This window comes from Hyphomonas neptunium ATCC 15444, assembly GCF_000013025.1.
GTDB lineage: Bacteria > Pseudomonadota > Alphaproteobacteria > Caulobacterales > Hyphomonadaceae > Hyphomonas > Hyphomonas neptunia.
The window spans coordinates 855,245-877,586 of sequence record NC_008358.1 but is presented as its reverse complement, the minus strand read 5'-3'; the positions used below and the strand labels follow the sequence as shown (position 1 = coordinate 877,586).

At 63.8% G+C, this 22,342-nt stretch carries 21 protein-coding genes; 5 read left to right on the top strand and 16 right to left on the bottom strand.

Going from position 1 to position 22,342, the window contains the following annotated elements; genetic code table 11:
* Window positions 1–14 precede the first annotated feature (14 nt).
* Both HNE_RS04270 and HNE_RS04265 read left to right on the top strand, forming a co-directional pair.
* A complete protein-coding gene (locus tag HNE_RS04270) occupies window positions 15–260 on the top strand; it encodes a hypothetical protein (protein WP_148205805.1) in 246 nt (81 codons plus the stop codon).
* 128 nt (window positions 261–388) lie between these two features.
* The gene (locus HNE_RS04265; protein WP_011645884.1) at window positions 389–1,510 is read left to right on the top strand and encodes a beta-ketoacyl-ACP synthase III; all 1,122 of its coding nucleotides are present in this window, start codon (window positions 389–391) and stop codon (window positions 1,508–1,510) included.
* 14 nt (window positions 1,511–1,524) lie between these two features.
* On the opposite strand, the gene HNE_RS18695 is transcribed toward HNE_RS04265, so the two are convergent.
* Entirely contained in the window at window positions 1,525–1,674 is a 150-nt protein-coding gene (locus tag HNE_RS18695; RefSeq protein ID WP_011645883.1) for a hypothetical protein, read from the bottom strand.
* A gap of 207 nt (window positions 1,675–1,881) precedes the next feature.
* Between HNE_RS18695 and HNE_RS04260 the strand changes: the two genes are divergently transcribed.
* Together HNE_RS04260 and HNE_RS04255 are read left to right on the top strand one after the other, a co-directional pair.
* Window positions 1,882–2,493 carry a YfbR-like 5'-deoxynucleotidase gene (locus tag HNE_RS04260; RefSeq protein ID WP_011645882.1) on the top strand — a complete coding sequence of 204 codons (612 nt, stop codon included), beginning with the start codon at window positions 1,882–1,884 and terminating at the stop codon, window positions 2,491–2,493.
* Window positions 2,493–3,443 (top strand): NUDIX hydrolase, encoded by a 951-nt coding sequence (locus HNE_RS04255; RefSeq protein ID WP_011645881.1) that lies wholly within the window; start codon window positions 2,493–2,495, stop codon window positions 3,441–3,443. The genes HNE_RS04260 and HNE_RS04255 overlap by 1 nt, the downstream gene beginning before the upstream one ends.
* Window positions 3,444–3,777: 334 nt before the next feature.
* On the opposite strand, the gene HNE_RS04250 is transcribed toward HNE_RS04255, so the two are convergent.
* From HNE_RS04250 to HNE_RS04190, 13 genes are all read right to left on the bottom strand, one after another.
* The gene (locus tag HNE_RS04250; RefSeq protein ID WP_011645880.1) at window positions 3,778–5,193 is read right to left on the bottom strand and encodes a M16 family metallopeptidase; all 1,416 of its coding nucleotides are present in this window, start codon (window positions 5,191–5,193) and stop codon (window positions 3,778–3,780) included.
* Entirely contained in the window at window positions 5,193–6,551 is a 1,359-nt protein-coding gene (locus tag HNE_RS04245) for a M16 family metallopeptidase (protein ID WP_011645879.1), read from the bottom strand. The genes HNE_RS04250 and HNE_RS04245 overlap by 1 nt, the downstream gene beginning before the upstream one ends.
* Window positions 6,552–6,621: 70 nt before the next feature.
* Window positions 6,622–7,119: a DUF3035 domain-containing protein gene (locus tag HNE_RS04240; protein ID WP_011645878.1), complete on the bottom strand. Its 498-nt coding sequence runs from the start codon at window positions 7,117–7,119 to the stop codon at window positions 6,622–6,624.
* A 34-nt stretch (window positions 7,120–7,153) separates the two neighbouring features.
* The gene (lspA, locus tag HNE_RS04235) at window positions 7,154–7,690 is read right to left on the bottom strand and encodes a signal peptidase II (protein ID WP_011645877.1); all 537 of its coding nucleotides are present in this window, start codon (window positions 7,688–7,690) and stop codon (window positions 7,154–7,156) included.
* Window positions 7,691–7,781: 91 nt separating this feature from the next.
* The gene (gene ileS, locus HNE_RS04230) at window positions 7,782–10,823 is read right to left on the bottom strand and encodes an isoleucine--tRNA ligase (protein WP_011645876.1); all 3,042 of its coding nucleotides are present in this window, start codon (window positions 10,821–10,823) and stop codon (window positions 7,782–7,784) included.
* A gap of 203 nt (window positions 10,824–11,026) precedes the next feature.
* Window positions 11,027–11,599: a YbjN domain-containing protein gene (locus HNE_RS04225; RefSeq protein WP_148205804.1), complete on the bottom strand. Its 573-nt coding sequence runs from the start codon at window positions 11,597–11,599 to the stop codon at window positions 11,027–11,029.
* 164 nt (window positions 11,600–11,763) lie between these two features.
* On the bottom strand, window positions 11,764–12,315 hold the full coding sequence (locus HNE_RS04220) for a YbjN domain-containing protein (protein ID WP_011645873.1): 552 nt from the start codon (window positions 12,313–12,315) through the stop codon (window positions 11,764–11,766).
* Between the two features lie 170 nt (window positions 12,316–12,485).
* On the bottom strand, window positions 12,486–13,412 hold the full coding sequence (ribF, locus tag HNE_RS04215; RefSeq protein ID WP_011645871.1) for a riboflavin biosynthesis protein RibF: 927 nt from the start codon (window positions 13,410–13,412) through the stop codon (window positions 12,486–12,488).
* Window positions 13,412–13,843 carry a MaoC family dehydratase gene (locus HNE_RS04210; RefSeq protein WP_011645870.1) on the bottom strand — a complete coding sequence of 144 codons (432 nt, stop codon included), beginning with the start codon at window positions 13,841–13,843 and terminating at the stop codon, window positions 13,412–13,414. The genes ribF and HNE_RS04210 overlap by 1 nt, the downstream gene beginning before the upstream one ends.
* A 105-nt stretch (window positions 13,844–13,948) precedes the next feature.
* Complete coding sequence (locus tag HNE_RS04205) at window positions 13,949–14,800, bottom strand: TIGR01459 family HAD-type hydrolase (protein ID WP_011645869.1); 852 nt, start codon at window positions 14,798–14,800, stop codon at window positions 13,949–13,951.
* 47 nt (window positions 14,801–14,847) lie between these two features.
* Window positions 14,848–15,420, bottom strand: coding sequence for a hypothetical protein (locus HNE_RS04200; RefSeq protein ID WP_011645868.1), 573 nt, complete (start codon window positions 15,418–15,420; stop codon window positions 14,848–14,850).
* Between the two features lie 78 nt (window positions 15,421–15,498).
* Window positions 15,499–16,728 (bottom strand): EAL domain-containing protein, encoded by a 1,230-nt coding sequence (locus HNE_RS04195; RefSeq protein WP_148205803.1) that lies wholly within the window; start codon window positions 16,726–16,728, stop codon window positions 15,499–15,501.
* A 360-nt stretch (window positions 16,729–17,088) separates the two neighbouring features.
* Window positions 17,089–17,922, bottom strand: coding sequence for a fumarylacetoacetate hydrolase family protein (locus HNE_RS04190; protein WP_011645866.1), 834 nt, complete (start codon window positions 17,920–17,922; stop codon window positions 17,089–17,091).
* 111 nt (window positions 17,923–18,033) lie between these two features.
* Between HNE_RS04190 and HNE_RS04185 the strand changes: the two genes are divergently transcribed.
* Window positions 18,034–19,698, top strand: a complete 1,665-nt coding sequence (locus HNE_RS04185) for a DUF262 domain-containing protein (RefSeq protein WP_011645865.1) — start codon at window positions 18,034–18,036, stop codon at window positions 19,696–19,698.
* Window positions 19,699–19,707: 9 nt separating this feature from the next.
* Here HNE_RS04185 and HNE_RS04180 read toward each other — a convergent pair whose 3' ends face one another.
* Complete coding sequence (locus HNE_RS04180) at window positions 19,708–20,202, bottom strand: YciI family protein (RefSeq protein WP_011645864.1); 495 nt, start codon at window positions 20,200–20,202, stop codon at window positions 19,708–19,710.
* A gap of 106 nt (window positions 20,203–20,308) precedes the next feature.
* The gene (locus tag HNE_RS04175) at window positions 20,309–22,312 is read right to left on the bottom strand and encodes a TonB-dependent receptor family protein (protein ID WP_011645863.1); all 2,004 of its coding nucleotides are present in this window, start codon (window positions 22,310–22,312) and stop codon (window positions 20,309–20,311) included.
* Window positions 22,313–22,342 lie beyond the last annotated feature (30 nt).

Below are 22,342 nucleotides of genomic sequence, written 5' to 3'. Positions count from 1 at the left end.
CTGCCTGCGCGGCAATGGCGCTTCTTCTTCCGGTCGCCGGTTGCGCAACATGGCGCGACCAGGCCGAGGCCAAGGCCCTCGCCGCCTGTCAGGACAAATCGGACGAGGAAGAGCGCCAGCTTTGCCGCGAAACCGTGATTGCGGCGGAAAAAGCCAAGTATGATGAGGAGTCCGAGACCTGGGAAGAAAGCGTCCGCGCGGCCGAGGATCGCGAACTCCAACGCAAGGTCTATGGCGGGCCGGGCCAGGTCGACAAGTAAAGCCCCGTTAACCGCCGTGACGGCCCAGCCTTGTGCTTTGCCCGCAACGCGCGTTACAGCTTTCCCTACAAGGATATAGCTAGAAGGGCCTGACGCTTGCGCGCGGACAGGCGCCGCCGGAGACCCCTATGCCGAGCCCCGTGATTTCCGCCACTGGTCTGTGGACCCCGCCCAACTCGATTTCCAACGCTGAACTGGTCGCCAGCTACAATGCCTGGGCCGACAACTGGAATGTCGAGAACGCCGCCGACATCAGCTCCGGCCTGCTGGAGCCCAAAACCCATTCCTCCGTCGAGTTCATCGAGAAGGCCTCGGGCATCAAGGCGCGCTATGTGATCGACAAGGAGGGCGTGCTGAACCCCGATATCATGACCCCGCGCATTCCTGAGCGGCCGAATGAACAGATTTCCGTACTGGCCGAAATGGCCGTGCATGCCGCGCGCGACGCGCTCAAGCGGGCCGGGCGCGACCCGAAGGACATCGGCGCGGTGATCTGCGCGGCGTCCAACATGCAGCGCGCCTATCCGGCGATGGCGATTGAAGTGCAGGAAGCGCTCGGCATCGAGGGATTTGCGTTTGATATGAACGTGGCCTGCTCCTCAGCCACGTTCGGCATTCAGACGGCGGCGGACTTTATCCGCTCGGGCAATGCCAGATCGGTGCTGGTGGTGAACCCCGAAATCTGTTCGGGCCATCTCAACTTCACCGACCGCGACAGCCATTTCATCTTTGGTGATGTGGCCACCGCCATCCTGGTAGAAGACGAGGCGATTGCCCCGGCCGGGCACTGGAAGATCCTGGGTTCGCGGCTGAAGACGCAATTTTCCAACAACATCCGCAACAATTTCGGCTTCCTGAACCGCGCGGCGCCTGACGGCATCGGCACGCCGGACAAGCTGTTCGTTCAGGAAGGCCGCAAGGTGTTCAAGGAAGTGGTGCCGATGGTGGCAGAGATGATCAATGGTCATCTGGGCGAACTGGGCATCGAGGCGGGCGCTCTGAAACGCATGTGGCTGCATCAGGCCAACGCCAACATGAACCGGCTGATCTCATCGAAGGTGCTGGGCCATGAGGCGAGCGACGCTGAAAGCCCTACAGTGCTCGACACCTACGCCAACACGTCTTCGGCGGGCTCGATCATCGCCTTCCATCTGCACTCGGAAGACTTCACGGCCGGACAGAAAGGCCTGATCTGCTCGTTCGGAGCAGGCTATTCGGCTGGAACTGTTGTGGTGGAGCGGGTGGGCTGATCGCCCGGAAACGACTATTCGTCGAAGTCTTCGGTGAACAGGTCGCCCCAGAGGGCGCGGCGGCTGGCTTTGGCCGCCTCGATGACCACAATGATGGCACAACACACGAGGACAACCACGGGAAAGCCCGAACCGGTTGTGAATTGGTGCAGAATATCAATCATCAGGCGTTCACCGTCACTCTACTTGTTTTATGCGCTGGCCCTGCTGAAAACGAAGGACCAATGCCTGTAATGCAAGGGTTATGCCCGACAGGCATTAATGCGTCATTGGCAAACGGGGGCACAAACAAGGCGAGTTTGTAACCGTTTCGCCCCGGTTTATTTACCCCTGCTACCAATCCCTTAAGATGCCCCAATGGAGCCCACCCCTTGAAGCGTTCTGTTAAGCCCCCTCGCGTCTGGCAGCGGATGTTGTCTGGCCGGCGCCTTGATCTGGCACATCCCTCGCCGATGGATGTGGAAATCGAGGATATTGCCCATGGGCTGGCCCGTGTGGCGCGCTGGAACGGGCAGACGCGGGGCGAGCATGCCTTTTCCGTGGCTGAACACTCGGTGCTGGTGGAGCAGATCGTGCGCAAGCTGGAACCCGGTCTCCCGCCGGAGGCCTGGCTGACCGCCCTGCTGCATGACAGCCCGGAATATGTGATCGGGGACATGATCTCCCCGTTCAAGGCGCTGCTGGGGGAGAGCTATAAGGATATTGAAGCCCGTTTGCAGGAAGCCATTCACATCCGGTTCGGCCTGAAACCCCTGACAACGGCGAAGCTGAAGAAGACGATCAAGAAGGCCGACCATATCTGCGCCTGGTTTGAGGCGGTGCAGCTGGCGGGCTTCAGCGAGGCGGAATCCGACGGCTTCTTCGGGCACCCCCCTGAAGGCATGAAGTTTCGCCTGAAGCCCCTGCCCGCGCCCGATGCGCAGAGGCTGTTCCTGAAGCGCTTTGAGGATATTCAGGCCGTGATCGCGGCGGAGGCTGCCTGATGCCCGCCACCTCTGCCCTGCTGATTGGCCTGTCTGCCGTGATGGTTGCCATCAAGGACGGGGAGCCGCATGTGCTGGTGACCCGCCGGCCGAGCGGCGAGGAGGCCCTGCCCTTCGGCCCGTTTGACCCGGTGAACCATCGCACCTTTGACCTGTCGCTGCGCGGCTGGGTGCGCGAGCAGACGGGCTTTGAGCTTGGCTATGTCGAGCAACTCTACACCTTCGGGGACAAGGACCGCGAGACGCCTGAGGCCACGGTGGTGGACGCGCCGCCGAACGCGCACGTCATCTCTGTCGGCTATCTGGCGCTGACGCCGGAGGAAAAGCCGGTGGCGGCGAATTTCGAGGCGCGCTGGCGCAGCTGGTATCAGTATTTTCCGTGGGAAGATCATCGCTCTGGCCGCCCTGCCCTGATTGACGCGGAGATTGCCCCGCGCCTGAAGACCTGGGCGGCGGGCAATGAGCCGCGCGCCGAGCGGGCCCGGATCGCCTTTGGCCTCGACGGGGCCCGCTGGATCGAGGAGCGGGTGCTGGAGCGCTATGAGCTGCTCTATGAGGCGGGCCTGGTGGCCGAGTGCGCGCGCGATGCCGGATTGCCTGAAGCGGGCATCCGGCTTGGCGCGGCGATGACATCCGACCACAGACGGATTCTTGCAACCGGGCTCTCCCGGCTGCGCAGCAAGATCAAATACCGCCCGGTCGTGTTCGAGCTGGTGCCCGAACGCTTTACGCTCTCCGAGCTGCAACGCGGGGTCGAGGGGATTCTCGGCCTGCAACTGCACACGCAGAATTTCCGCCGCGCCCTGGAGAAGACGCGGCTGGTGACCGGCACGGGGCAGATGGAGCCGTCGACCGGGGGGCGGCCTGCCGAACTCTTCACCTACAAGCGCCATCCCTCCGGGGGCTTTGCCGCGCCGGGGCTGGCGACGCCGCGAAAGTCTCCGGACTGAAGTCTGGCGGAAAACCGCTTTTCTTGATGCGGGAAGTATACCGGGCTGCGGGTTCGGCGGGATTGGCGCAGCGCGGCGCGCGGCGTGGCCGGGCGTTGCGGGCGCTGGCGCGTTGGACAGGCGTTTGGGTGTCCCCCGGTTTTGCCGTGACAAACGCGGAGAGATCGGGACATATCGGGACACTTTGCGGGACATCTGGCGGACAGGCCAGGACATATCCGGACGCTGCAGGCCCTCACCTCCCATTGCTGCGCAACGGCCTGCTCCGGGCGTTTGCACTGCAAACGCTGATCCTGCGCAGCCTCTCCCGCGAGCGGGAGAGGCGTTGAGGGGATTACTCTGCGCTTAGGCCTTCGGGTTCGCCGACGACGAAGAAGCTGAACCGGTCCGGGGCGAGGTATTTTGCGGCCGCCGCGTTTACGTCTTCCAGGGTGACGGCGTCGATCAGGGCGTTGCGGCGGTCGAAATAGTCGATGCCGAGTTCGTCCTGGCGGACGGACATGATGTTGCCCGCGATCTTGGCGTTGGAGTCAAAGCCGAGCGGATAGGAGCCGATCAGATAGGCCTTGGCGTCGGAAAGCTCTGCCTCCGTCACGCCGCCTTCGATGAACTTCTGCATCTCGTCGCGGATGCCGGTGATGAATTCACCGGCGCTTTCATTCTTGGTCTGGCCCCCGCCGGACCAGACGTTGAAGTTCGGGTCGGGATCAATGCTGGAGCTGATGCCATAGGTCAGGCCCTTGTCGACCCGCAGGGTTTTCACGAGGCGGCTTTCAAAGCCGCCGCCGCCGAAGGTGTAATTGAGCACAAAGGCCGGGAAGAAATCCGGGTTCGACCGGTCCATGGCCGGGCCGATGAAGCGCACGAGACTCTGGGGCTGGGGCAGCGGGACGACGACCGGCTCTGCCGCAGCAATCTCCGGCAGCGTGACCGGCGTTGCGGCGGGGACATCGCTCGTCTCCGGCAGGTCCGCGATGGCGGCGTCGATCAGCGGTGCAAGGTCTTCGGGCGAGATGGCGCCCACTGCGGTGACCAGCAGGCGGTCCTTCGTCATCAGCGCGTCTTTATGCGCGCGGGCGAGTTCCGGCGTCAGCGCGGCAAGGCTTTGCGCCGAGACTTCGCGGGCGAAGGGATGATCCGGATAGAGCGCCTGGGACTGGGCCCGCCAGGCGAGATAGCCGGCCGAGGTTTCCCGCGTCTTGAGGCTGACTTCCTGTTCGCGCACGAAACGCTCGAACGGGCCGGGGTCATAGCGCGGCGCGGTAAGCGCGCTGGCGACCAGCGCCATCGAGGCGGCGGCATTATCCGACAGCATGGTGGCCGAGCAGCTGGTCCATTCGCTGCCATTGGAACAGCCAAAGCTCATGTTCAGGTCTTCCATCGCCGTCTGGAAGCCGAGCGAATCGAGATCGCCCGCGCCTTCATTCATGCCATAGACGACCGCCTGGCCGAGCCCTTCCAGGCCTTCGGGGTCGGCCACCGATCCGCCGCGCCAGGCCATCTGTACCGAGACGATGGGGATTGAGGGCTCGCTGACCAGCCAGACGGACACCCCGCCCGGCGTGGTGAATTCCTGGATGTCGACGAAATCGCCGTCATAGACGCTGACATCCAGCGCCAGGGCGGCGGGCGTTTCCGCCTCCGCGTCGAGCGAGGCTTCAGGCGCAGCTTCAGGTGGGGGGGCGGGCGTGGCGCAGGCGGCGAGGAATACGGCCGCAGCGGCGCCGGAGATAAGCCGGAGTTTCAACATCAGAGGTCTCCTTCGGCCGGCAGAAGATGGGAAGTGATATAGTTCTGGTCGGCGCCAAAGACGGCGCGCACGGCGGCGAGCGCTTCGTCCGGCGTGACCGCGCGCACTTCATCGGGATAGCTGGCGATCTCTTCCAGCGTGAAGCCGAGGGCGAGATTGGCGCCGTAATGGTTGGCCATCGCTGACTGGCTGTCGGTCTGGTAGATGGCCGTGGCGGCGAGCTTGTTGCGGGCGCGGCGGACTTCATCTTCGGTGAAGCCTTCGGCGAGGATCTTCTCGATCTCGGCCATCACGGCAGCGTCGAGGTCTTCCAGGCTGACGCCGTCAACGGGCGTGCCGTAGATTACCGCGGGGCCTTCATCATGCAGGGTTGTCCAGGCGAAGGTGGCGACATTGATGGCGACCTTCTGCTCCTCGACCAGCGTCTGGTAGAGGCGGCTGGTGAGGCCGCCGCCGAGCACTTCAAGGCCGACTTCCAGCGCGAGCGCGCGTTCGGGATCGCGGTTGAACGAGGTGCCGAGATAATAGCGGCTCCAGACGGGCTGGCGCACCTTGGGATCGGAATGGGTGATCAGCTTGGTTTCTGCGAGCGGCGCCACGGGCTGCCATTTGCGCTGATCGTGCGCTTCGCCGGTGGGCTGGAGCGGGCCATAATGCTGCTCGGCCAGGGCGCGCACGCCCTCTTCGGTGACATCGCCGGCGACGACGAGGATGGCGTTCTCCGGGCTGTAATATTCGCGGTAGAAATCCAGCCCGTCCTGCGGGGTCAGCGCGTTCACCTCATCCATCAGGCCGATGACGGTGATCTCGTAAGGGTGGCCCTTCCAGAATTCGGTCAGCACCATTTCCTGCAGCAGCGCGGCGGGATTGTTGTCGAGGCGCTGGCGGCGTTCTTCCTTCACGACATCGCGCTCTGAGATGAACGGGCCTTCGGGATCGTCATTGATGATGAGGTTCACCATCCGCTCGGCTTCCAGCTCCATCATCTTGCCGAGCTGGTCCTTGTGAACCCGCTCGAAATAGGCGGTGTAGTCCCAGCTGGTGAAAGCGTTGAGCTGGCCGCCCGACCGCTGGACGATGGAGGTGAACTCCTCCGGGCCGATATTCCTGGTTTCCTTGAACATCACATGTTCAAACAGGTGGGCGATGCCGGACTTGCCGGGGGCCTCATCGACGGCGCCGACCTTGTACCAGACCATATGCGTGACCACCGGGGCGCGGTGATCGGGCACGACCACGACCTGCAGGCCATTATCGAGCATGAAGCTGCTTGGCGCGCTGGTTTCGGTAGCAGGCTCGGCCAAAGCGCCAGCGGCCGCGAAGGCGAGGAGCCCTGCAGCGACGAGTATCCGTTTCATGGGGAAGCTCCGATCTGGAGGGGCAGGAAGGGGGGCCACGCAGACATGCGCCGGCCCCCAGGGAATAACATCAGGTTCCGGGCAGCTTGATGCGGCTGGCGCCGCCGGTCTGCTCGATCGTCACGGCCTGATCGCCGGTCGCATTGTCGGTGGCCGCGTCGGCGACGTTTTCCGGATCGGATTTGCGCCAGAACAGGATGCGGTCGGCAATCGTGGGCGATTTGCGGATGGCTTTGGTTTCTTCCCAGTCGACCTGGGCGCGGATGGACTGGCTGACCGCATTGGCGCCGGCAGCGGCGACAAGCGCGCGCTCGGACGCGCTGGCCTCGATGCCGAGGCCCGTACCGAAGGCTTCGGTGCCGCCAGCGGTGGCCGCTTCGACTTCCGCCGGGATGGTGGTGCCGGGCGCGGGCGGGCGCAGGCTGTAATTGGGCGGGATCGACAGCGGCGGCTTGGTAACCACGCGGAACTCATTCGGGGTCGCCGCGCCGGACGAACCGGTGGCCGAACAGGCAGCCGTTACGCCAAGAGCGAGGCCGGCAGCGAGGAGCGGGAGGGTCTTTTTCATGTGACTGTACGAGATCCGCTTGAACTGGAGTGGATTAACCTTGCTTCAGGCTGTTAGCCTGTTTCGGGCGCGAAAGTAAGAACTGGTCTACAAACAAGAGCAGCGCGCCGATTGTGATGGCGGCGTCGGCCACGTTGAAGACCCAGGGGAAGTAGCCGAAGGTCAGCTCGTTGACGTCTACAAAGTCGACCACAGCGCCAAAGCGCACCCGGTCGATCAGGTTTCCGATGGCGCCGCCAACCACGAGGGCGAGCGAGAGCCGCAGGAAACGCCCTTCTGCGCGAAGAAGCCAGAGGAAAAAGCCGATGGCGATGGCCGCCATGACCCCCGCCAGCACCCAGCGCATCAGCCCATCGGCCTGAAACAGGCCATAGCTCATGCCCCGGTTCCACACCATTGAGAGGTCTACGGGCCCTGGAACCTCGATCCGGCCGCACAGGCGCCCATCAGAGAGGCAGGCAAGGCCATTCAGGCGCGTTTCCGCCAGGATCAGCCATTTCGTCACCTGATCGAACAGGACGACGAGCGGAATCACCGCGAAGGGCCAGGCTGTCTGCGGCGAGAATTTCATGGGGGTGAGATTGCAGACGCTGGCGGAGGGATCAAGCACTTCTGTGCAGGGGAAGGCCTCCTCTCCCGTGGAGAGGAGGCTTTACGGCGCCCTACCCCGCCGCCTTGTCGCTTGCCCGCACCGCCAGGGCGTCGCGGGGGGTGATGTCCGGGAAAGACGGGTCGGCGGTGGCGGGGTCGAAGTATTTCCAGCTGCGGCGGCATTTGATGCCAGCGGCCTTCTGGGGCACGACCCAGATGCCGGGGGCTTCGGCCAGCGTGAAGGCGCCTGCGGGCCCCTCGCCTGCCTGGGTCAGCTCGGCGCCGGACGTGATGAAGATGTCGCCGGCATTTTCGCCCTCGAAGGCGTCGATCAGGGCCTTGTCGGCGATGATGACTTTCGGGGCCGCTTCCAGCGAGGCGCCGATGCGTTTTTCGCGGCGTTCGACTTCCAGCGCGCCGGTGACGACGCGGCGGACGGCGAAGATCTTTTCCCAGCGGGCCGCGAGCTGTGGGTTCAGCCAGCCTTCAGGTGTTTCCGGGAATTGCAGCAGGTGGACCGACGGCGCGCGGGCCTTGAGGTGGCTTTCGCCGAAGGCCTCATCGGTGGTGAATGGCATCACCGGGGCGAGCCAGGCGAGGAGGCGTTCCATGACGAGGGCCATGACCGTGCGCACCGCGCGGCGGCGGTTGCCCCACTCGGCGGTGGCGTCGTCCCAGGCCGCGCCGGGCGTGAAGGCCGGGTCGCAATAGAGGGCGTCCTTGCGGACATCGAAATAGACGGCCGAAAGCTCGACGTTCACGAAGTTGACGATCTGGGTCATCGCGCGTTTGAAGTCGAAGCTGGCATAGGCGGCGCGAACGCCGCGATCGAGTTCGCTGAGGCGATGCAGCATGAAGCGCTCCAGGCTGGGCATGTCACCGGCAGGGAGGGCTTCTTCCTCCGTATACCCATCGAGGGCGCCGAGGAGGTAGCGCAGCGTGTTGCGCAGCTTGCGGTAGGTTTCGACGGTGCCCTTGATGATCTCGTCAGAGATGCGGGTGTCATCCCAATAGTCGGCCGAAGCCGTCCAGATGCGGAGGATCTCGATGCCGTGCTGTTTCTGGAAGGCGTCAGGCTCGATCGTGTTGCCGATGGATTTCGACATCTTCTTGCCGTCTGCGTCCACGACCATGCCGTGGGTGACGACCTTTTTATAGGGCGCCATGCCGCGTGTGGCGCAGCTTTCAAGCAGGGAGGACTGGAACCAGCCGCGATGCTGGTCGGAGCCTTCCATGTAAACGTCCGCCTGCCCCGTGGCGTTGTCGATGATGCCGCGTTTGCGCAGGGCGAAGGCGTGGGTGGTGCCTGAGTCAAACCACACGTCGAGAACGTCGGTGACCTTTTCCCAGCCTTCGGGGGAGACGCCGGTGCCTTCGAAGAAGGCTTCGAGCGGCGTGGCGAACCATCCGTCTACGCCGGTTTTTTCGATGGCGGCCTTGATGTTGGCGTTGAGCTTTGCGGCTTCGTCTTTCGAGAGCGCGGCGGTGTGGGGCTGGCCTGCGGCGTTGACGAACAGGGTGATCGGCACGCCCCAGTTGCGCTGGCGCGAGATCAGCCAGTCGGGACGGCTCTCGACCATGGCGGAGAGGCGGTTGCGGCCCGTTGCGGGGAAGAATTCGGTGTCGGCGATGGCCTTGACGGCGAGTTCGCGCAGGGTCTTGCCGTTATGCACGGGTTTGTCCATCGCGATGAACCATTGCGGCGTGGCGCGGCGGATGACCGGAGCTTTGGAGCGCCAGGAATGGGCGTCACGGATGGTGGTGATGCCGCGCGCGAGAAGGTTTCCGGATTCGGCGAGGAGACGGATGACTTCCTGGTTTGCCTTGCCCGCTTCGCCGCGCTTCTTGCCGGAGGTGACGATGATTTCCAGACCCGCGAGTGGGGCGGGCACTTCGTCCGTATACTTGCCATCGGCGTCGACGATCTGGCGGATGTCTTGTGTTGTGTGGCCGTTGGCGACCCAGACCTCGAAGTCATCCTCGCCATGGGCGGGGGCGGTGTGGACGAAGCCTGTGCCGGCGTCATCGGTGACGTGGGAACCGGCGAGGAGCGGGATTGCGTGGCGGAAGAATTCATCAAAGCCAGAAAGTGGGTGGCGGATCGCCGGAAGGTCTGCGGGATTGATGTCTTCTACCCGTGACCAAGCTTTTGCTTTGGCCGCGAGCAGAGCATCTTCCGCGAGTTTGTCGGCGAAGATGAGTTTGTCGCCAGCCTTAACATAGGGTGCAAATCCGAGTTCTTCTTCGGTGGCCACATTGGTGACCTCATACAGTCCATAGGAGACTTCCGGATTGAAGCTGACAGCCTGGTTGGCTGGGATCGTCCAGGGCGTCGTTGTCCAGATGACAACCGATGTGTTGGCATACTTTTCAACAAGCGCCGCGACGACATCCGGCCCGCCCGGACCCCGTGTGTATGCGGGGGGAAAATCGACAGGAAACTTCACCCACACCACCGGCACCTTGCGGTCGTGGTATTCAACCTCCGCCTCAGCCAAAGCCGTGCGTTCCACGGGGCTCCACATGATCGGCTTGGCGCCGCGGACGAGACCGCCTTTCATCGCCATGTCGAGGAATTCCGAGACGATCATCGCCTCGCTCTCGAAGGCCATGGTGAGGTAGGGGTCGTTCCATTCGCCTTCGATGCCGAGGCTGCGGAATTCGGCTTTCTGCACGCCGACCCAATGCTCGGCATAAACGCGGCAGGCAGCGCGGAATTCTTCAGGCGGCACAGAGTCCTTCGGGCGGTTCTTGGAGCGGAACTCCTCCTCCACCTTCCATTCGATGGGCAGGCCATGACAGTCCCAGCCCGGCAGGTAGGAGGCGTCAAAGCCCTGCATCTGGTGGGAGCGGACGATGATGTCCTTGATGATCTTGTTGAGCGCTGTGCCCAGGTGGATGTGGCCGTTGGCGTAGGGCGGGCCGTCATGCAGGATGAAAGGCGCCGCGCTGCGGGATTTTGCGTCCGCGCGCAGCTTTTCATAGAGGCCGAGGGCGTCCCAGCGCCTGATCCATTCAGGCTCTGCCTTGGGCAGGCCGGCACGCATCGGAAACTCGGTTTTGGGCAGGAACAGCGTGTCGCGGTAGTCGCGGTCTGCGGTCGTATCGGTCATGGGATCTGTCGTTCAACAAATGGGGCAGCCAGGGGCGGCGGTTGGAAACGGGGGCAAACGAACTTTACCCGGCCACCGCTGAAGTAAAGGCTTCAGCCGGCGGCCGGGCCGCTAATTCGTATGATTTTGCACGTCCGGGCCTGTTCCATGACCGGGGCGGTTAGCATGACTGGCGGGGCGCTGTCACCCCTGCGGGCGCGGGCCTACCAATCCCCGTCGTACTCATCCTCGGCGCCGGGCGCATAGTCGCCCACTTCCCAGACATAATCGGCCACGCTGGTGGCAATGGCGAGCGCGTTGGTGAGGTTGTCCGACACGTTGCGCATGGTCATGCCGCCATCGAGGATGACGTAGCGCGTGATCACTACGGTTGAGCCCGTCTCGCCCATATTCCCCTCAACCGAGACAGAAACGGCCGGCCACATCAGATTGGCGTCGTTGATCTTCTGATAGGTTACCCGGTCATCGCCGTCATACCGGACATTGATGTTGATGCCGAGACAGCCGGGGCGGATCTCGTTCTCGCAGACGGCGCCATCGACATTGAAGATCAGGCCATCGGCAGTGACGCCGCGCACGGAGTCCGCGCCGTTATCGCCCACACTGGAAATGGTGTAGCCGGCCTGCGCAACGACCGCTTTGAGGTCTGCCAGGAAAACCGATCGCACCTGCCGGTCTTCGCGGGCGAGGCTGACATCAGCGGTGAGGTCTCCCTGCGCCAGCGCAGGCGCGGAAAGTGCCGCCACAAGGGCGAGTGATGTAAGTATACGGCGCAAGGTGTCCTCCCGTGTTGCGTCCCATCCACGTCCACGGTGCGCTGTTTCGCCCGCAGTGTGAAGCGGCGAGGCTCCCCGGAAATTACGGAATTTTTATGGTGCAGGCAGAAGTTGCCGGCCTTGGGCGCTGGCCGCCCCCGGTGTCTGCAGGGCTCGGCGAGGGCTCACCAATCCTCGTAGAAGTAATCCTCATCGTCTTCATATTCAGCCTCATATCCCGGCGCATATTCACCCGCCTGCCAGATGTAGTTGGCCGCGTTGGGGGCGATGGCGAGCACATTGAGGAGGTTGTCCTTGATGTTGCCGATCGTGGCGCCCCGGTCGAGGATGACATAGCGCGTGATGCCCACGGTGGGCGTCTTGCCATCGGTTCCGCCCACAGAATACCAGGCAGATGTGGCCGCCCACATCAGGTTCACGTCATTGATCCGCTCAAGGGTTTCCTTGCCGTCAGCGTCATAGCGCACCTGCATGTTGATCCCCAGGCAGCCATCGGCATTTTCGCTGTCGCAGACCGTTCCGATGACGTTGAATACCAGGCCCTCGGCCGTTTTGGCCCGGACGGAAACTTCGCCGTCATTGCCGGTGCTGAGGATGGTGTAGCCCTCTTCCACGACGATGGACTGAAGGTCAGCCAGCGTGGCCGATGTGAGCAGGCGGCTGTCATCGGCATGGGCGGGCAGCACGGCCGCGCCAAGCAGGGTCAATACTGTCACTATCCGGCGCAAGGTGTCCTCCCGTAATGCGTCCCGTCCCCATTCACACTGTGCCGTTTCGCACGCGGTGTGAAGCGGTGAGGCTCCCCGAAAATTACGGAATTTTTATGGTGGGAACCCAGGGGCATCCGGGGGTTGCCGGGCTTGCACCCGGAATGAACCGGGCGGCTCTAGCGGCGCGCCGCGAGGATGTCTTTTGCCTTGGCCGCATCCCGGTGCATCTGCTCGATCATCGCGTCCAGCGACGGGAATTTCAGTTCCGGGCGCTGATAGGCGATGAGCTGGACTTCGACCCGCTCGCCATAAATCTCGCGGTCAAAGTCGAAGATGAAGGTTTCCAGCAGCGGGTCGCGCAGGCCGGTGGTGGGCGTGCGGCCGAAATTGGCCACGCCGTCGCGCCACACATCCTCGCCCTCGATCCGCAGGCGGACCGCATAGACGCCCATCTTGGGATGGATGAGATCGCCGAGCGCCATATTGGCGGTGGGGAAGCCGAAGGTGCGCCCGTTCTGCTCGCCCGGCTCGATAATGCCATCGGCAATCCAGGGGCTGCCGAGCAGCTCTGCGGCCACATCCGGCTCGCCGGCCATCAGGGCCTGGCGGATGGCGGTGGAGGAGGCCTTGGCGCCGTGGCCGGAGACTTCCTCAACGATGGTCACGCCAAAGCCGAGCGCGCGGCCAAGGCTGGCGAGGCGCTGGGCATGGCCCATGCGGCCGCGGCCAAAGCGGAAATCGAAACCCACCGAGATGTGCGATACGCCGAGCCCGTCCACCAGCACCTGGCGAACGAACTGTTCATCCGTCATCGCCGCCATCTCGCCGTTAAATGGCAGCTCGAACACCGTGTCTGCGCCCGCTTTGAGGATCAGCGCGTTGCGCCGTTCCGGCCGCAGGATGCGGAAGGGCGGATCGCCGGGGCGGAAATAGGCGCGCGGGGGCGGCTCAAACGTCGCGACCGAGAATTTGCCATGCCCGGCCGTGCGGGCGGCGTCCATGACGGCGCGGTGGCCGGCATGCAGGCCATCGAAATTACCCAGCGCAATCGACGCGCCCCGCGCCGCCTGGGGCAGCCCGCGATATTCGGCATAGACGGCCATTACTTCTCCCGGCTGGGCGCGACCACGTCGGCTTCCCCGGTGATGACCCGTTTGCCCTCGACGATGCATTCGACTTTCAGGGTAACGCGGTTGCCGCGGTCCTGTTTCTCAGCCACTTCGGCGCGCACGGTGACCGTGTCACCGATATGGACGGGGCGTTTGAAGCGCATCGACAGGCCCACAAAGATGGCGCCGGGGCCGGGCAGATTGTTGCCCAGGATGCCGGAGATATAGCTTGCCGTGAGCGCGCCATGGGCGATGCGCTTGCCGAAGACGGTCTTGGCGGCGAATTCGTCCGACATGTGCAGCGGGTTGTAATCGCCGGAAACCTCGGCGAAGCGCTGGATGTCGTTCTCCGTGATCGTGTGCACGGTCTCGTGCGCCTGGCCGATCTGGAGGTCTTCGTATTTGTAACCGGTGAACTGTGTCATGCGGCCGGATTACTCCCTGATTCTCTGTCCTGAAGTCCGTTACACGGGGCCGAAGCCGCCGTCACCCCTGCTCGCCTGCGAGGCGCGGCGGGCCGCCGAATTTGCTCACCATCTGAGCCCTGTCATGGCGTAAGTAGCCTGTTCACCATAATCGGCCAGCAGATCGGTCACCTCGGCTTCGAAATTCGCTCCGTGCTGCTTGAGGCCCGTGCCGACATAGAGGCTGTGGAAGCCCTGTTTGCTGGCGCCGCGCACGTCTGTGGCGGGGCTGTCGCCGATGCAGAGGACGTTCCTGGCCGGGGCGCCCATCTCGGCCACCCGCTCCAGCGCCAGCTTGTAAATCGGCGCATAAGGCTTGCCGGGATAGATCACCTGCCCGCCCAGATCCTCGTACACATCGGCCAAGGCGCCAGCGCACCAGTAGAGCTTGCCGCCCACGCGCACCTGCTTGTCGGGGTTGGCGCACAGCATCGGCAGACCGTTCTCCACGCCAACCTTCAGCTCGGCGCGGTAATCCTCGGGCTGGTCGTTCAGCATGTCGCGCATGCCGATGCAGAGGAGGATGTCGGCCGCCGCGCTGTCGTCGAATTTGAGGTCGAGGCCCTCATAGAGGTGGCGGTCATGCTCCCAGCCCTCGTCGCCGCCGAGGCGCCAGACGGTCTTGCCGGGGCGCTGGGAGAGCTCGTAGCGGGTCGCATCCCCTGAGGAGACGCAGGCGTCAAACGCCTCGCGGGGCACACCGAGCGGCTCGAAATAGCGGATGACCTGGGCCTCGGGCACCGGCGCGTTGGTGATGAGGCAAACCCGGCCGCCCCCAGCGCGGAACTTCACCAGCGCGTCGCAGGCCTCGGTGAAGGCGGCGCGGCCATTATGGATCACGCCCCACACATCGCAGAGGATGGTGTCATAGCGGTCAGCGAGGCCGGCGAGGCCGGTCGGGAAAAGCGGAGCTGTCATGGGGGAGCGAGCTAGGCCGGGCGCGGGCGCTGGTCAATTGCCCCCGATCAATTCCCGATACCGCAGGCGCTCGCTGGCAGCGGGCTCAGCGCCCAGAGCGTGGCGGTCGGGATCGACACCGATTGCGGGAGGAAACACCCCCGCAGGCGCCAGCGCGCGCCGGGGCTGTCTTCGTTCATCAGGCTCGCATCATACTCACAGCTCAGAAGGCTCGCCGGGTTTGCTGCGGGCGTACCCAGCTCGGCATTGATCAGCATGTGATAGGAGCCGGTCGGCAGCGAAACCGCGCCGGCCTCCACCACACCGAAATCGCAGGTCTCGGCGAGGGCATATTTGCCGTCGCTCTGGCGTAGTGAGGGGGTCAGCGGCGGCATCAGCGTGAGGTCGAGCAGCAGCGGCGTGCCCTCTTCGATGGGGTCGAGCACGGAAGGCGGCAGGCCTTCGCTGGGGGCATGCGGCAGGGTCGCCGTCAGCGTGACGAAGCGCGTGGGGACGGGCGCGGGCGCCGCCGGGGCTGCCAGCGCAGCGACCGGCTCAGGTGGCGGGCCTTCGGGCGCATACACACACGCCACGGCGACGGCCGGCAGGATGGCGGAAATAACGGCAAATACCCGGCGCATGGTGTCCCTCCACTTGGCGTGTGGCGGTCAGGGAGCACTCAAATATTGGCAGAATCAAGCCCCCGCGCCGCGGCCGGGTCAGTGATAGTTCGAAAGACGCTCGATCAACTCACGCGGGGGCGCTGTGTCTTCCATCAAGGACGACTTGATGGGCCGGGGCGCGCTGAACACGTGCCCCTGGCCGAAGGGAATTTCGTATTCGAGAATCTCGACCACGCTGGCCTCGTCCTCGATCTTCTCGGCGATCAGCATGATGCCGTAACGCGAGAACGCGGCGCCCACTTCATGCGCCGAGAGCTTGCGGTTGAGCGCGGTCGCCGGGCGCGGGCCCTGCGGATCGCGAAGCTGGTCGATGAGCTGGCTGCCATTGACCTTCACGAAGCGAACGCCCGCCGCCTGGAGGCGCGGCAGGTCGAGGTCGAGCCCCGTCACATGGTCGATGGAGAAGCGGAAGCCGAGCGCTGTCAGCTTGTCCATATTCGCGCGCATCGTCGGCGAGCGGCTCTCGAACCGGTCCGCCCGGATCTCGAAGATCACCGAGCCGGAAAGGTCGCGGTTCTCAGTCATGAAGGCCAGGAACATCGGGAAGAAGGTCGGGTCTTCCAGCGAGATCGACGAGATGTTGCAAAACACGCCGACGCGGCGGTCACGCTCGGCCAGGCGGCGCACGATCTGCACGCAGCGGAACAGCATGAAATTGTCGATGATGCCCATCAGGTTTGCCCGGCGGGCAGCGTCCAGAAAGTCAGCTGGCGTGATGTGACTGCCATCGGGGCGGCGCAGGCGGGTGAAGCCCTCATAGAAGGTCACCCGGCGCTGGGGCAGCGACACGATGGGCTGGAGGTGGAGGTCCACCCGGCCGTCTTTGAGCGAATCGCGCACATCGCGCAGCGCGGCATCTTCCACCGGCTCAACGTGCGCCAGCGCCGTGCTGTCAGACAGGCGCGTCTCGAAGCTGCGGGTCAGCTTGTCGATCAGGCCTTCGAGCTGACGCATCTCGTTGACCAGCGCGTCGCGGCGCTCGGTCAGCTCGATCTTCATCGTCTCTTCGATGGCCTCGGCGCGGGCATCGAGCACGTTCACGCGGCGGGCCGTATCGGTCACCTCACGCTCGACGGTTTCGATCCGGGCCTCGACCTTCTTTTCGGTGCGGCTGGTGCGCACCAGAACGTGGATCTGGGTGAGGATGGCTGAAGTGACCGCCCCGCCCGCTATCGACAGCGGCAAACCCACCGTGGTCAGCGAAAAGAGCCCGTAACCGGCCCCCGCGCCCACGGCGAGATAAAGGAGGAACAATAAAAAAGTCATCAGGTCAGCACCCGCAAACAGCCCATCAATCTTAAAAATAAGGCGAAATTGGTTAACGAATTGCTCGGAATTGTCCTGATTTGCCCCTCCCGGCAAGCGCGCCGCAAACCGTTGCAAAACAGCCACAACCGGGCGTTTCCTGATGTTCTGGCTACAGAAGGCGCGTGGACAGAGGAATTTTCAAAGGTTAACCAAGGCGTGTTCCCAGGTGAGATGTCCCCCGGTCCGCGGCCAGTGCTGGCCGGAGCGGGGGCGATCTCGGGGGAGACGGGGGCCTTGCCCAAAAGGCGAGGCCCCGTCGTTCCCTCAGACTGCCCCCCGGACCGACCCTCAGACTGCCCCCCAAACCGGCGCTTCCGATCAACCGATTCGCATTGTGTCAGGCTCGGGAACGATGGCGTTCTCGATGTGGCCCAGCCTGTCGATCTCGATGCGTACACGGTCACCTGCCTTCAGCCATTTCGGCGGATCGAACCCCGCGCCGACTCCGGCCGGGGTTCCAGTGAAGATCACATCCCCAGGCTCAAGCGTAAAGGCCGCCGTAAGATGTGCAATCTGGGCGCCAACATCGTGGATCATGTCCCGCGGGCGGCCGGACTGGCGCAATTCGCCGTTCACGAAGCTGCGGATTTCGAGGTCTGAAATATCGCCCAGCTCATCCGGCGTCACCAGCGCGGGGCCAAACGGCGCGTGCGTGTCAAAGCCCTTGCCCATGATCATCGTCTGGCTGGCCTTCTGCCAGTCGCGCACCGAATAATCGCAACCGATACAGAAGCCTGCAACGATTTCCATGGCCCTTTCAGCGGGCACATGCCGGCCATGCTTGCCGATCACCGCGACCAGCTCACCCTCATAATCGAGCTGGCTGGAAACCCTGGGAAGGTGGACCGGATCATAGGGTCCGTTCACCGCCGTTGCCTGTTTGTTGAACCATTTCTGCACCTCGGGTTTGGCGGTGTTGATGAAGCTCACGCTCTCGGCGGCGTGGGCGGCATAATTCACACCTATCCCCAGGATTTTTCGGGGACGGGGCACCGGGGCGAGCAGGCGCACGACGCTGAGCGCCAGGGGCGCGCCCTTCTCGCGGCCCTCCAGCGCGTCGATAAAGCTGTCTCCTGCAACAGGCACGACAGTATCGCCTTCCAGATGGCCAAACCGGACGTGCCCTTCGGCTTCAAACCGCACCAGACGCATATCGTTACTCTCCTGTCACACTACTGCCCAAACAACCTTGCAGGGTGTTCATCTCGCGTTGTGGACCGCTTTGGCAAGGGCTAGGGAGGGGGCGAGTAGAGGGGTAGACTTATGCAACTTGGCGTCCGCGCGCAGGAAAGTTCTTTGAGCGAAGTGTTCGCTCCCGGCGAGCGGCTGCGCATGCCCCATTATCAGCGCAGCTATTCGTGGGGTGAGCGCGAAGCGCTCGACCTTCTGGGCGATCTTGTCGACGCGATGGACGCTTCCATCGCCCACTTCATCGGCGCGCTGGTGTTCGTGAATGGCGATGAAGCCGGCCATCTGGAAATCGTCGACGGCCAGCAGCGCCTGACCACGCTGACCATCCTGCTCTGCGTGCTGCGCGACCTGGAAACGGACGAAGCCCGCTCAAGGGATCTCCACAAGCTCATCGCAGATGAAGACCGCCCGCTGCTCGGCGAGAGCGCCAACTGGCGCATCGCCCTCAACTATGATGTCGGCGCGTTTTTCCGCGATACGATCCAGACGCCCGGCGCCACCCTGAAGCTCGACAACGAGCCCGGCGACAGCGAAAGCCAGCAGAAGATCATCGCCAACGCCGCCGCCTTCCACCGCGAGCTGCGCGACATGGCGCCCGAGCGGCGCCGGGCGCTGGCCGATGTGGTCACCTCCGGCTGCGCCCTCGTCCGCGTTGTGGTCGACAACAAGGATCAGGGCTTCAAGGTGTTCCGTGTCCTGAATACGCGCGGCAAGGAGCCGGGCGCTCATGACATCATCAAGACCGAGCTGTTCCAGCGCGCAAAATTCACCACCGCCGAAGCCAACACCTATGCCGAACGCTGGGCGGGCTATGAGGCGATCCTCGGCGGCGGCGCGTTTGACGACCTGCTGCGCCAGATCCGCGTGATCCATGACCGCTCGCCCAAGGGGGACCTGTTCGCCGGTTTCCAGAAAGCCGTGCTCAACAAGATCGACCCGCGCAAATTCCTTGACGAGCTGCTGCCCAATTATGTGACCGCCTTCCGCGTCACCGAGACAGGACAGGACGAGACCGGGCTGGGCGCCACGCAGGGCATCCTCGACAGCATCAACCATCTGCGCGCGCTGGAGCACAAGACCTGGCGCGCCCCGGCTATCCAGTTCATCGTCGAGCGGGGCCTCTCCGATCCGATGGCGGGCGAATTCTTCACCAGCCTGGAGCGCCTCTCCTACATCTCGCAGGTGATGGTGCAGGAGCGCGAGGCCCGGAACAAAAAGCTCGCCCGCATCACCGACGCGATCCGCAACGACCGTGTACTGTTTGCAAAGTCCGGCCCGTTTGCGCTCAACCGGGATGAGGCCCGCAAGCTGCGCGACCGGCTGACCACACGTTTCGGCACCTATGGCCAGCGCCGCGCGATTGCCCTGCGCCTCAACGCCGCCATTGAGGGCGGGCGCACGATCCCCCCCGATTCTGACGCGACGGTCGAACACGTCCTGCCGCGCAACCCGACAGAAGACAGCCACTGGATGGTCACCTGGCCCGATCCGGTGAAGCGGCGCGAACAGTGCGACACGATCGGTAATTTTGTTCTGCTCACGAACAAGGTGAACCAGCTTGCCGACCGGCTCGACTACCGCGCCAAGAAGGAAATCTATTTCAATGGCGGCGGCGGGCAGGAATTTGCCCTGACGCGCGACCTGATGGAACAGGACGCCTGGACCTCCGACGTCGTGCGCCGCCGCACCGAGAAACTCGCCGAAATCCTGATGCAGGCCTGGGGCATCACGATCTGAGGCGAACGCCTAGTCAGTGACGCCCTTCTTCTGGATGCGAGCATGCACCTCATTGACCTGCATCAGTGCGGCCGAGCCATAATACTTGCTGTAGTCGATCGTGAACACGCCCGCCTCCACCGTGGGGTCGCTGGCCACCCACGCCTTTGCCGTCTCGATGTCAGGTGTGTTCAGAATAAACAGGCCCCGCCGCCCGTCCTCACCGCCCAGCGGCCCGGCGAGCACCAGCTTGCCCTCCTCAGCCAGCCGTCCCATATTGGAAAAGTGCCCGGCAAACAGCGCGGCGCGCTCGGCCTTATCCGTGATTTCAGCGTCCTGCGGCCCGGTTTTCAGGATGGCCAGCACATAAGACCGCATCCCGTATTCATCCGCGCCCAGCCTTTCGGCCAGCGCAGCGTCATAAGCAGCAGGCGCGGCCCCTGCCGCTGTCTCGCCCGCGCTGGCGCAGGCGCAAAGAGCTGTAAGCAAGAGCGCGGCAGAACCGGCGCGTAAAATCTGTTGCATGATAAACCTCCCACACTTTGTGCCAATCTGCGCCTTCAGGCGCCCGTCTGGCAAGCGGGAGAAAAACCAGCGCCGGCGTTTTCCCCGGCGCTGGCAGAAGCATAGATCAGAACCGCGCGCGGATGCCGCCGAACACCGCCCGGCGCTCCACCGGATAGTAGATCGCCGAGGCAGACGTCGCCGTAATGACAGCAGAGATGTCGCCCGCCGCTTTATCGCCTGCCAGGTTGCGCGCATCCAGGAAGATGTCGATCTTGTCCGTCGCCTTGTAGCTACCCGTTATGCCGAGCAGCGTGTATCCGTCCGTGCGCGTGGTGTTGTTATAGTCCGCCCACGCCCCTTCAGGCACCCATTCGAGGTTTGGCGCTACGGTGAAACGGTCGCCCGTGAAGCGCAGCTCCGCCCGGTAGACATGTTCGGGCACCACGGGCAGCGCATTATCGCCAAACTCAGCATCGCCTTCAAACCTGAAGTCCGAATACTGATAAACCTGACGCAGGCTCAGCCAGTCGGTAAACGCCAGCTCCAGCCCCGCCTCGATGCCGCGATGGGCCGTCTCGTCCGCATTGAAAGTGGCGGCGGGAATGTCCGGGTTCACCGTGAACTGCAGCATCTCGCCGTCAATATCGGCCGAATAGAGCGACACGTCCCAGCTGGCGATCCCGGCGCGTCCGCGCGTGCCGATTTCTGCCGTCCAGGCTGTCTGCGCATCGACCGGCACGAAAGCGGCAATCTGCGCCAGCTCGCTGAAGCCGGGAAACTCGGCCGAGCGGCTGTAGTTCGCGTAGAGCTGAATATCGGGCGACACCTCAAACAGCGCGCCGAATTTCGGAGACAGCTCATCGAACTCTGCCGAGCCCAGAACATCGGCGGGCAGGCCGTTATTAAGATTGAGCTGCTGCTCGCGTCCGCCTTCGGCATAAATCGCCCCGGCAATCAGGGTGAGCTGATCGGTGACACTATAGCGCCCTTCGGCATAGACATTCGCCGTCCAGGCGTCCTGATCAGCCTGGAAGACCAGCGCGCCGCGCTTGCCGTTGTTGTTCACGAACCGCCTGGCATCGGTCTCGCCCTCGCGCGCTTCGGCGCCAACGGTCAGCGCAAACGGCCCACGCGCCCAGTCATACCGCGCCCACACGCCCTTATCGAGATAGCTGTAATCGAGCACCTGGAAAATCGGGTGATAGAGGTCCTTGTCATTGACCCACACGCCGATCGCCAGATCACCCTCGCCCAACGCAATGCGCGTCTGGTTCTGCACACGGACGGATTTGATATCGCGGGCCTGACCGCCAAAGAAGTTGCCCTTCCTGGGATTGTTCACCGCGTCGCTCAGCGTCAGCGCGCCGGGCAGTTCCTGATCAATATCGTTGAGGCTGAGATAAAACCGCGTCTCCACGGCATCCGTCACGTCATAGCCGACATTGCCCTGAAAGCGCACCGAATCCCGGCGCACATGGTCCCGGTCCCCGTGCGAGGTGTCGGCGCTGACGGCGCCCCAGGCGTCGAGCTTGCCGCGCTCCATGCCGCCCGAGACGAGGCCCCGATAGGTCTCGAAGCTGCCAACATCCCCGCGCACATAAACCCCCGGCGCGGTCTCGCCCGTTGGCGTGACGCCATTGACCGCCCCGCCCAGCGTGCCCGAGCCAAAGCGCAAAGCGTTCGCCCCGCGATACACCTCAAGGTGATCGAAGAAGATCGGCTCCAGCTCCTGAAAGTCGCCATTGTCATCGGCGAGGTTTATCGGCGCGCCGTCCTGAAGCAGCGTCAGGCCGCGCATGTGAAAGCCCCGGCTGATGCCAGAGCCGCGAATGGAGATGCGCACTTCCTGGCCATAGCGCGGCTGGGTGTAGACGCCCGGCGAAAAGGCGAGCGTGTCGCGCATCGAGACGAGGAACCGGTCGGCATAGTCTTCATGGGTGATGACATCGGTGCCGCCCGGCGTCGCGGCGGCCTGCGCCATCGCATCGACGGCGCGCGCGCTGGAGGTGACGATGATCGTCTCCTCGATTTTCAGCGTGTCTTCGGCAAAGGCGGGCAACATAGCCCCGAAAGCAAGCGACAGCGCAGTGAGGCTCACGGCGGAGCCCCGTTTGAATCTGGTTTTCATGAGTGTTTGATCTTCAGACAGAATGTGTCC

What these genes read in the sequence shown, in the direction of transcription:
- HNE_RS04270 (WP_148205805.1), top strand. Translation starts at nt 15, where the DNA reads ATGGCGCTTCTTCTTCCGGTCGCCGGTTGCGCAACATGGCGCGACCAG.
- HNE_RS04265 (WP_011645884.1), top strand. Translation starts at nt 389, where the DNA reads ATGCCGAGCCCCGTGATTTCCGCCACTGGTCTGTGGACCCCGCCCAAC.
- HNE_RS18695 (WP_011645883.1), bottom strand. Translation starts at nt 1,674, where the DNA reads ATGATTGATATTCTGCACCAATTCACAACCGGTTCGGGCTTTCCCGTG.
- HNE_RS04255 (WP_011645881.1), top strand. Translation starts at nt 2,493, where the DNA reads ATGCCCGCCACCTCTGCCCTGCTGATTGGCCTGTCTGCCGTGATGGTT.
- HNE_RS04250 (WP_011645880.1), bottom strand. Translation starts at nt 5,193, where the DNA reads ATGTTGAAACTCCGGCTTATCTCCGGCGCCGCTGCGGCCGTATTCCTC.
- HNE_RS04245 (WP_011645879.1), bottom strand. Translation starts at nt 6,551, where the DNA reads ATGAAACGGATACTCGTCGCTGCAGGGCTCCTCGCCTTCGCGGCCGCT.
- HNE_RS04240 (WP_011645878.1), bottom strand. Translation starts at nt 7,119, where the DNA reads ATGAAAAAGACCCTCCCGCTCCTCGCTGCCGGCCTCGCTCTTGGCGTA.
- lspA (WP_011645877.1), bottom strand. Translation starts at nt 7,690, where the DNA reads ATGAAATTCTCGCCGCAGACAGCCTGGCCCTTCGCGGTGATTCCGCTC.
- ileS (WP_011645876.1), bottom strand. Translation starts at nt 10,823, where the DNA reads ATGACCGATACGACCGCAGACCGCGACTACCGCGACACGCTGTTCCTG.
- ribF (WP_011645871.1), bottom strand. Translation starts at nt 13,412, where the DNA reads ATGGCCGTCTATGCCGAATATCGCGGGCTGCCCCAGGCGGCGCGGGGC.
- HNE_RS04210 (WP_011645870.1), bottom strand. Translation starts at nt 13,843, where the DNA reads ATGACACAGTTCACCGGTTACAAATACGAAGACCTCCAGATCGGCCAG.
- HNE_RS04205 (WP_011645869.1), bottom strand. Translation starts at nt 14,800, where the DNA reads ATGACAGCTCCGCTTTTCCCGACCGGCCTCGCCGGCCTCGCTGACCGC.
- HNE_RS04200 (WP_011645868.1), bottom strand. Translation starts at nt 15,420, where the DNA reads ATGCGCCGGGTATTTGCCGTTATTTCCGCCATCCTGCCGGCCGTCGCC.
- HNE_RS04195 (WP_148205803.1), bottom strand. Translation starts at nt 16,728, where the DNA reads ATGACTTTTTTATTGTTCCTCCTTTATCTCGCCGTGGGCGCGGGGGCC.
- HNE_RS04190 (WP_011645866.1), bottom strand. Translation starts at nt 17,922, where the DNA reads ATGCGTCTGGTGCGGTTTGAAGCCGAAGGGCACGTCCGGTTTGGCCAT.
- HNE_RS04185 (WP_011645865.1), top strand. Translation starts at nt 18,034, where the DNA reads ATGCAACTTGGCGTCCGCGCGCAGGAAAGTTCTTTGAGCGAAGTGTTC.
- HNE_RS04180 (WP_011645864.1), bottom strand. Translation starts at nt 20,202, where the DNA reads ATGCAACAGATTTTACGCGCCGGTTCTGCCGCGCTCTTGCTTACAGCT.
- HNE_RS04175 (WP_011645863.1), bottom strand. Translation starts at nt 22,312, where the DNA reads ATGAAAACCAGATTCAAACGGGGCTCCGCCGTGAGCCTCACTGCGCTG.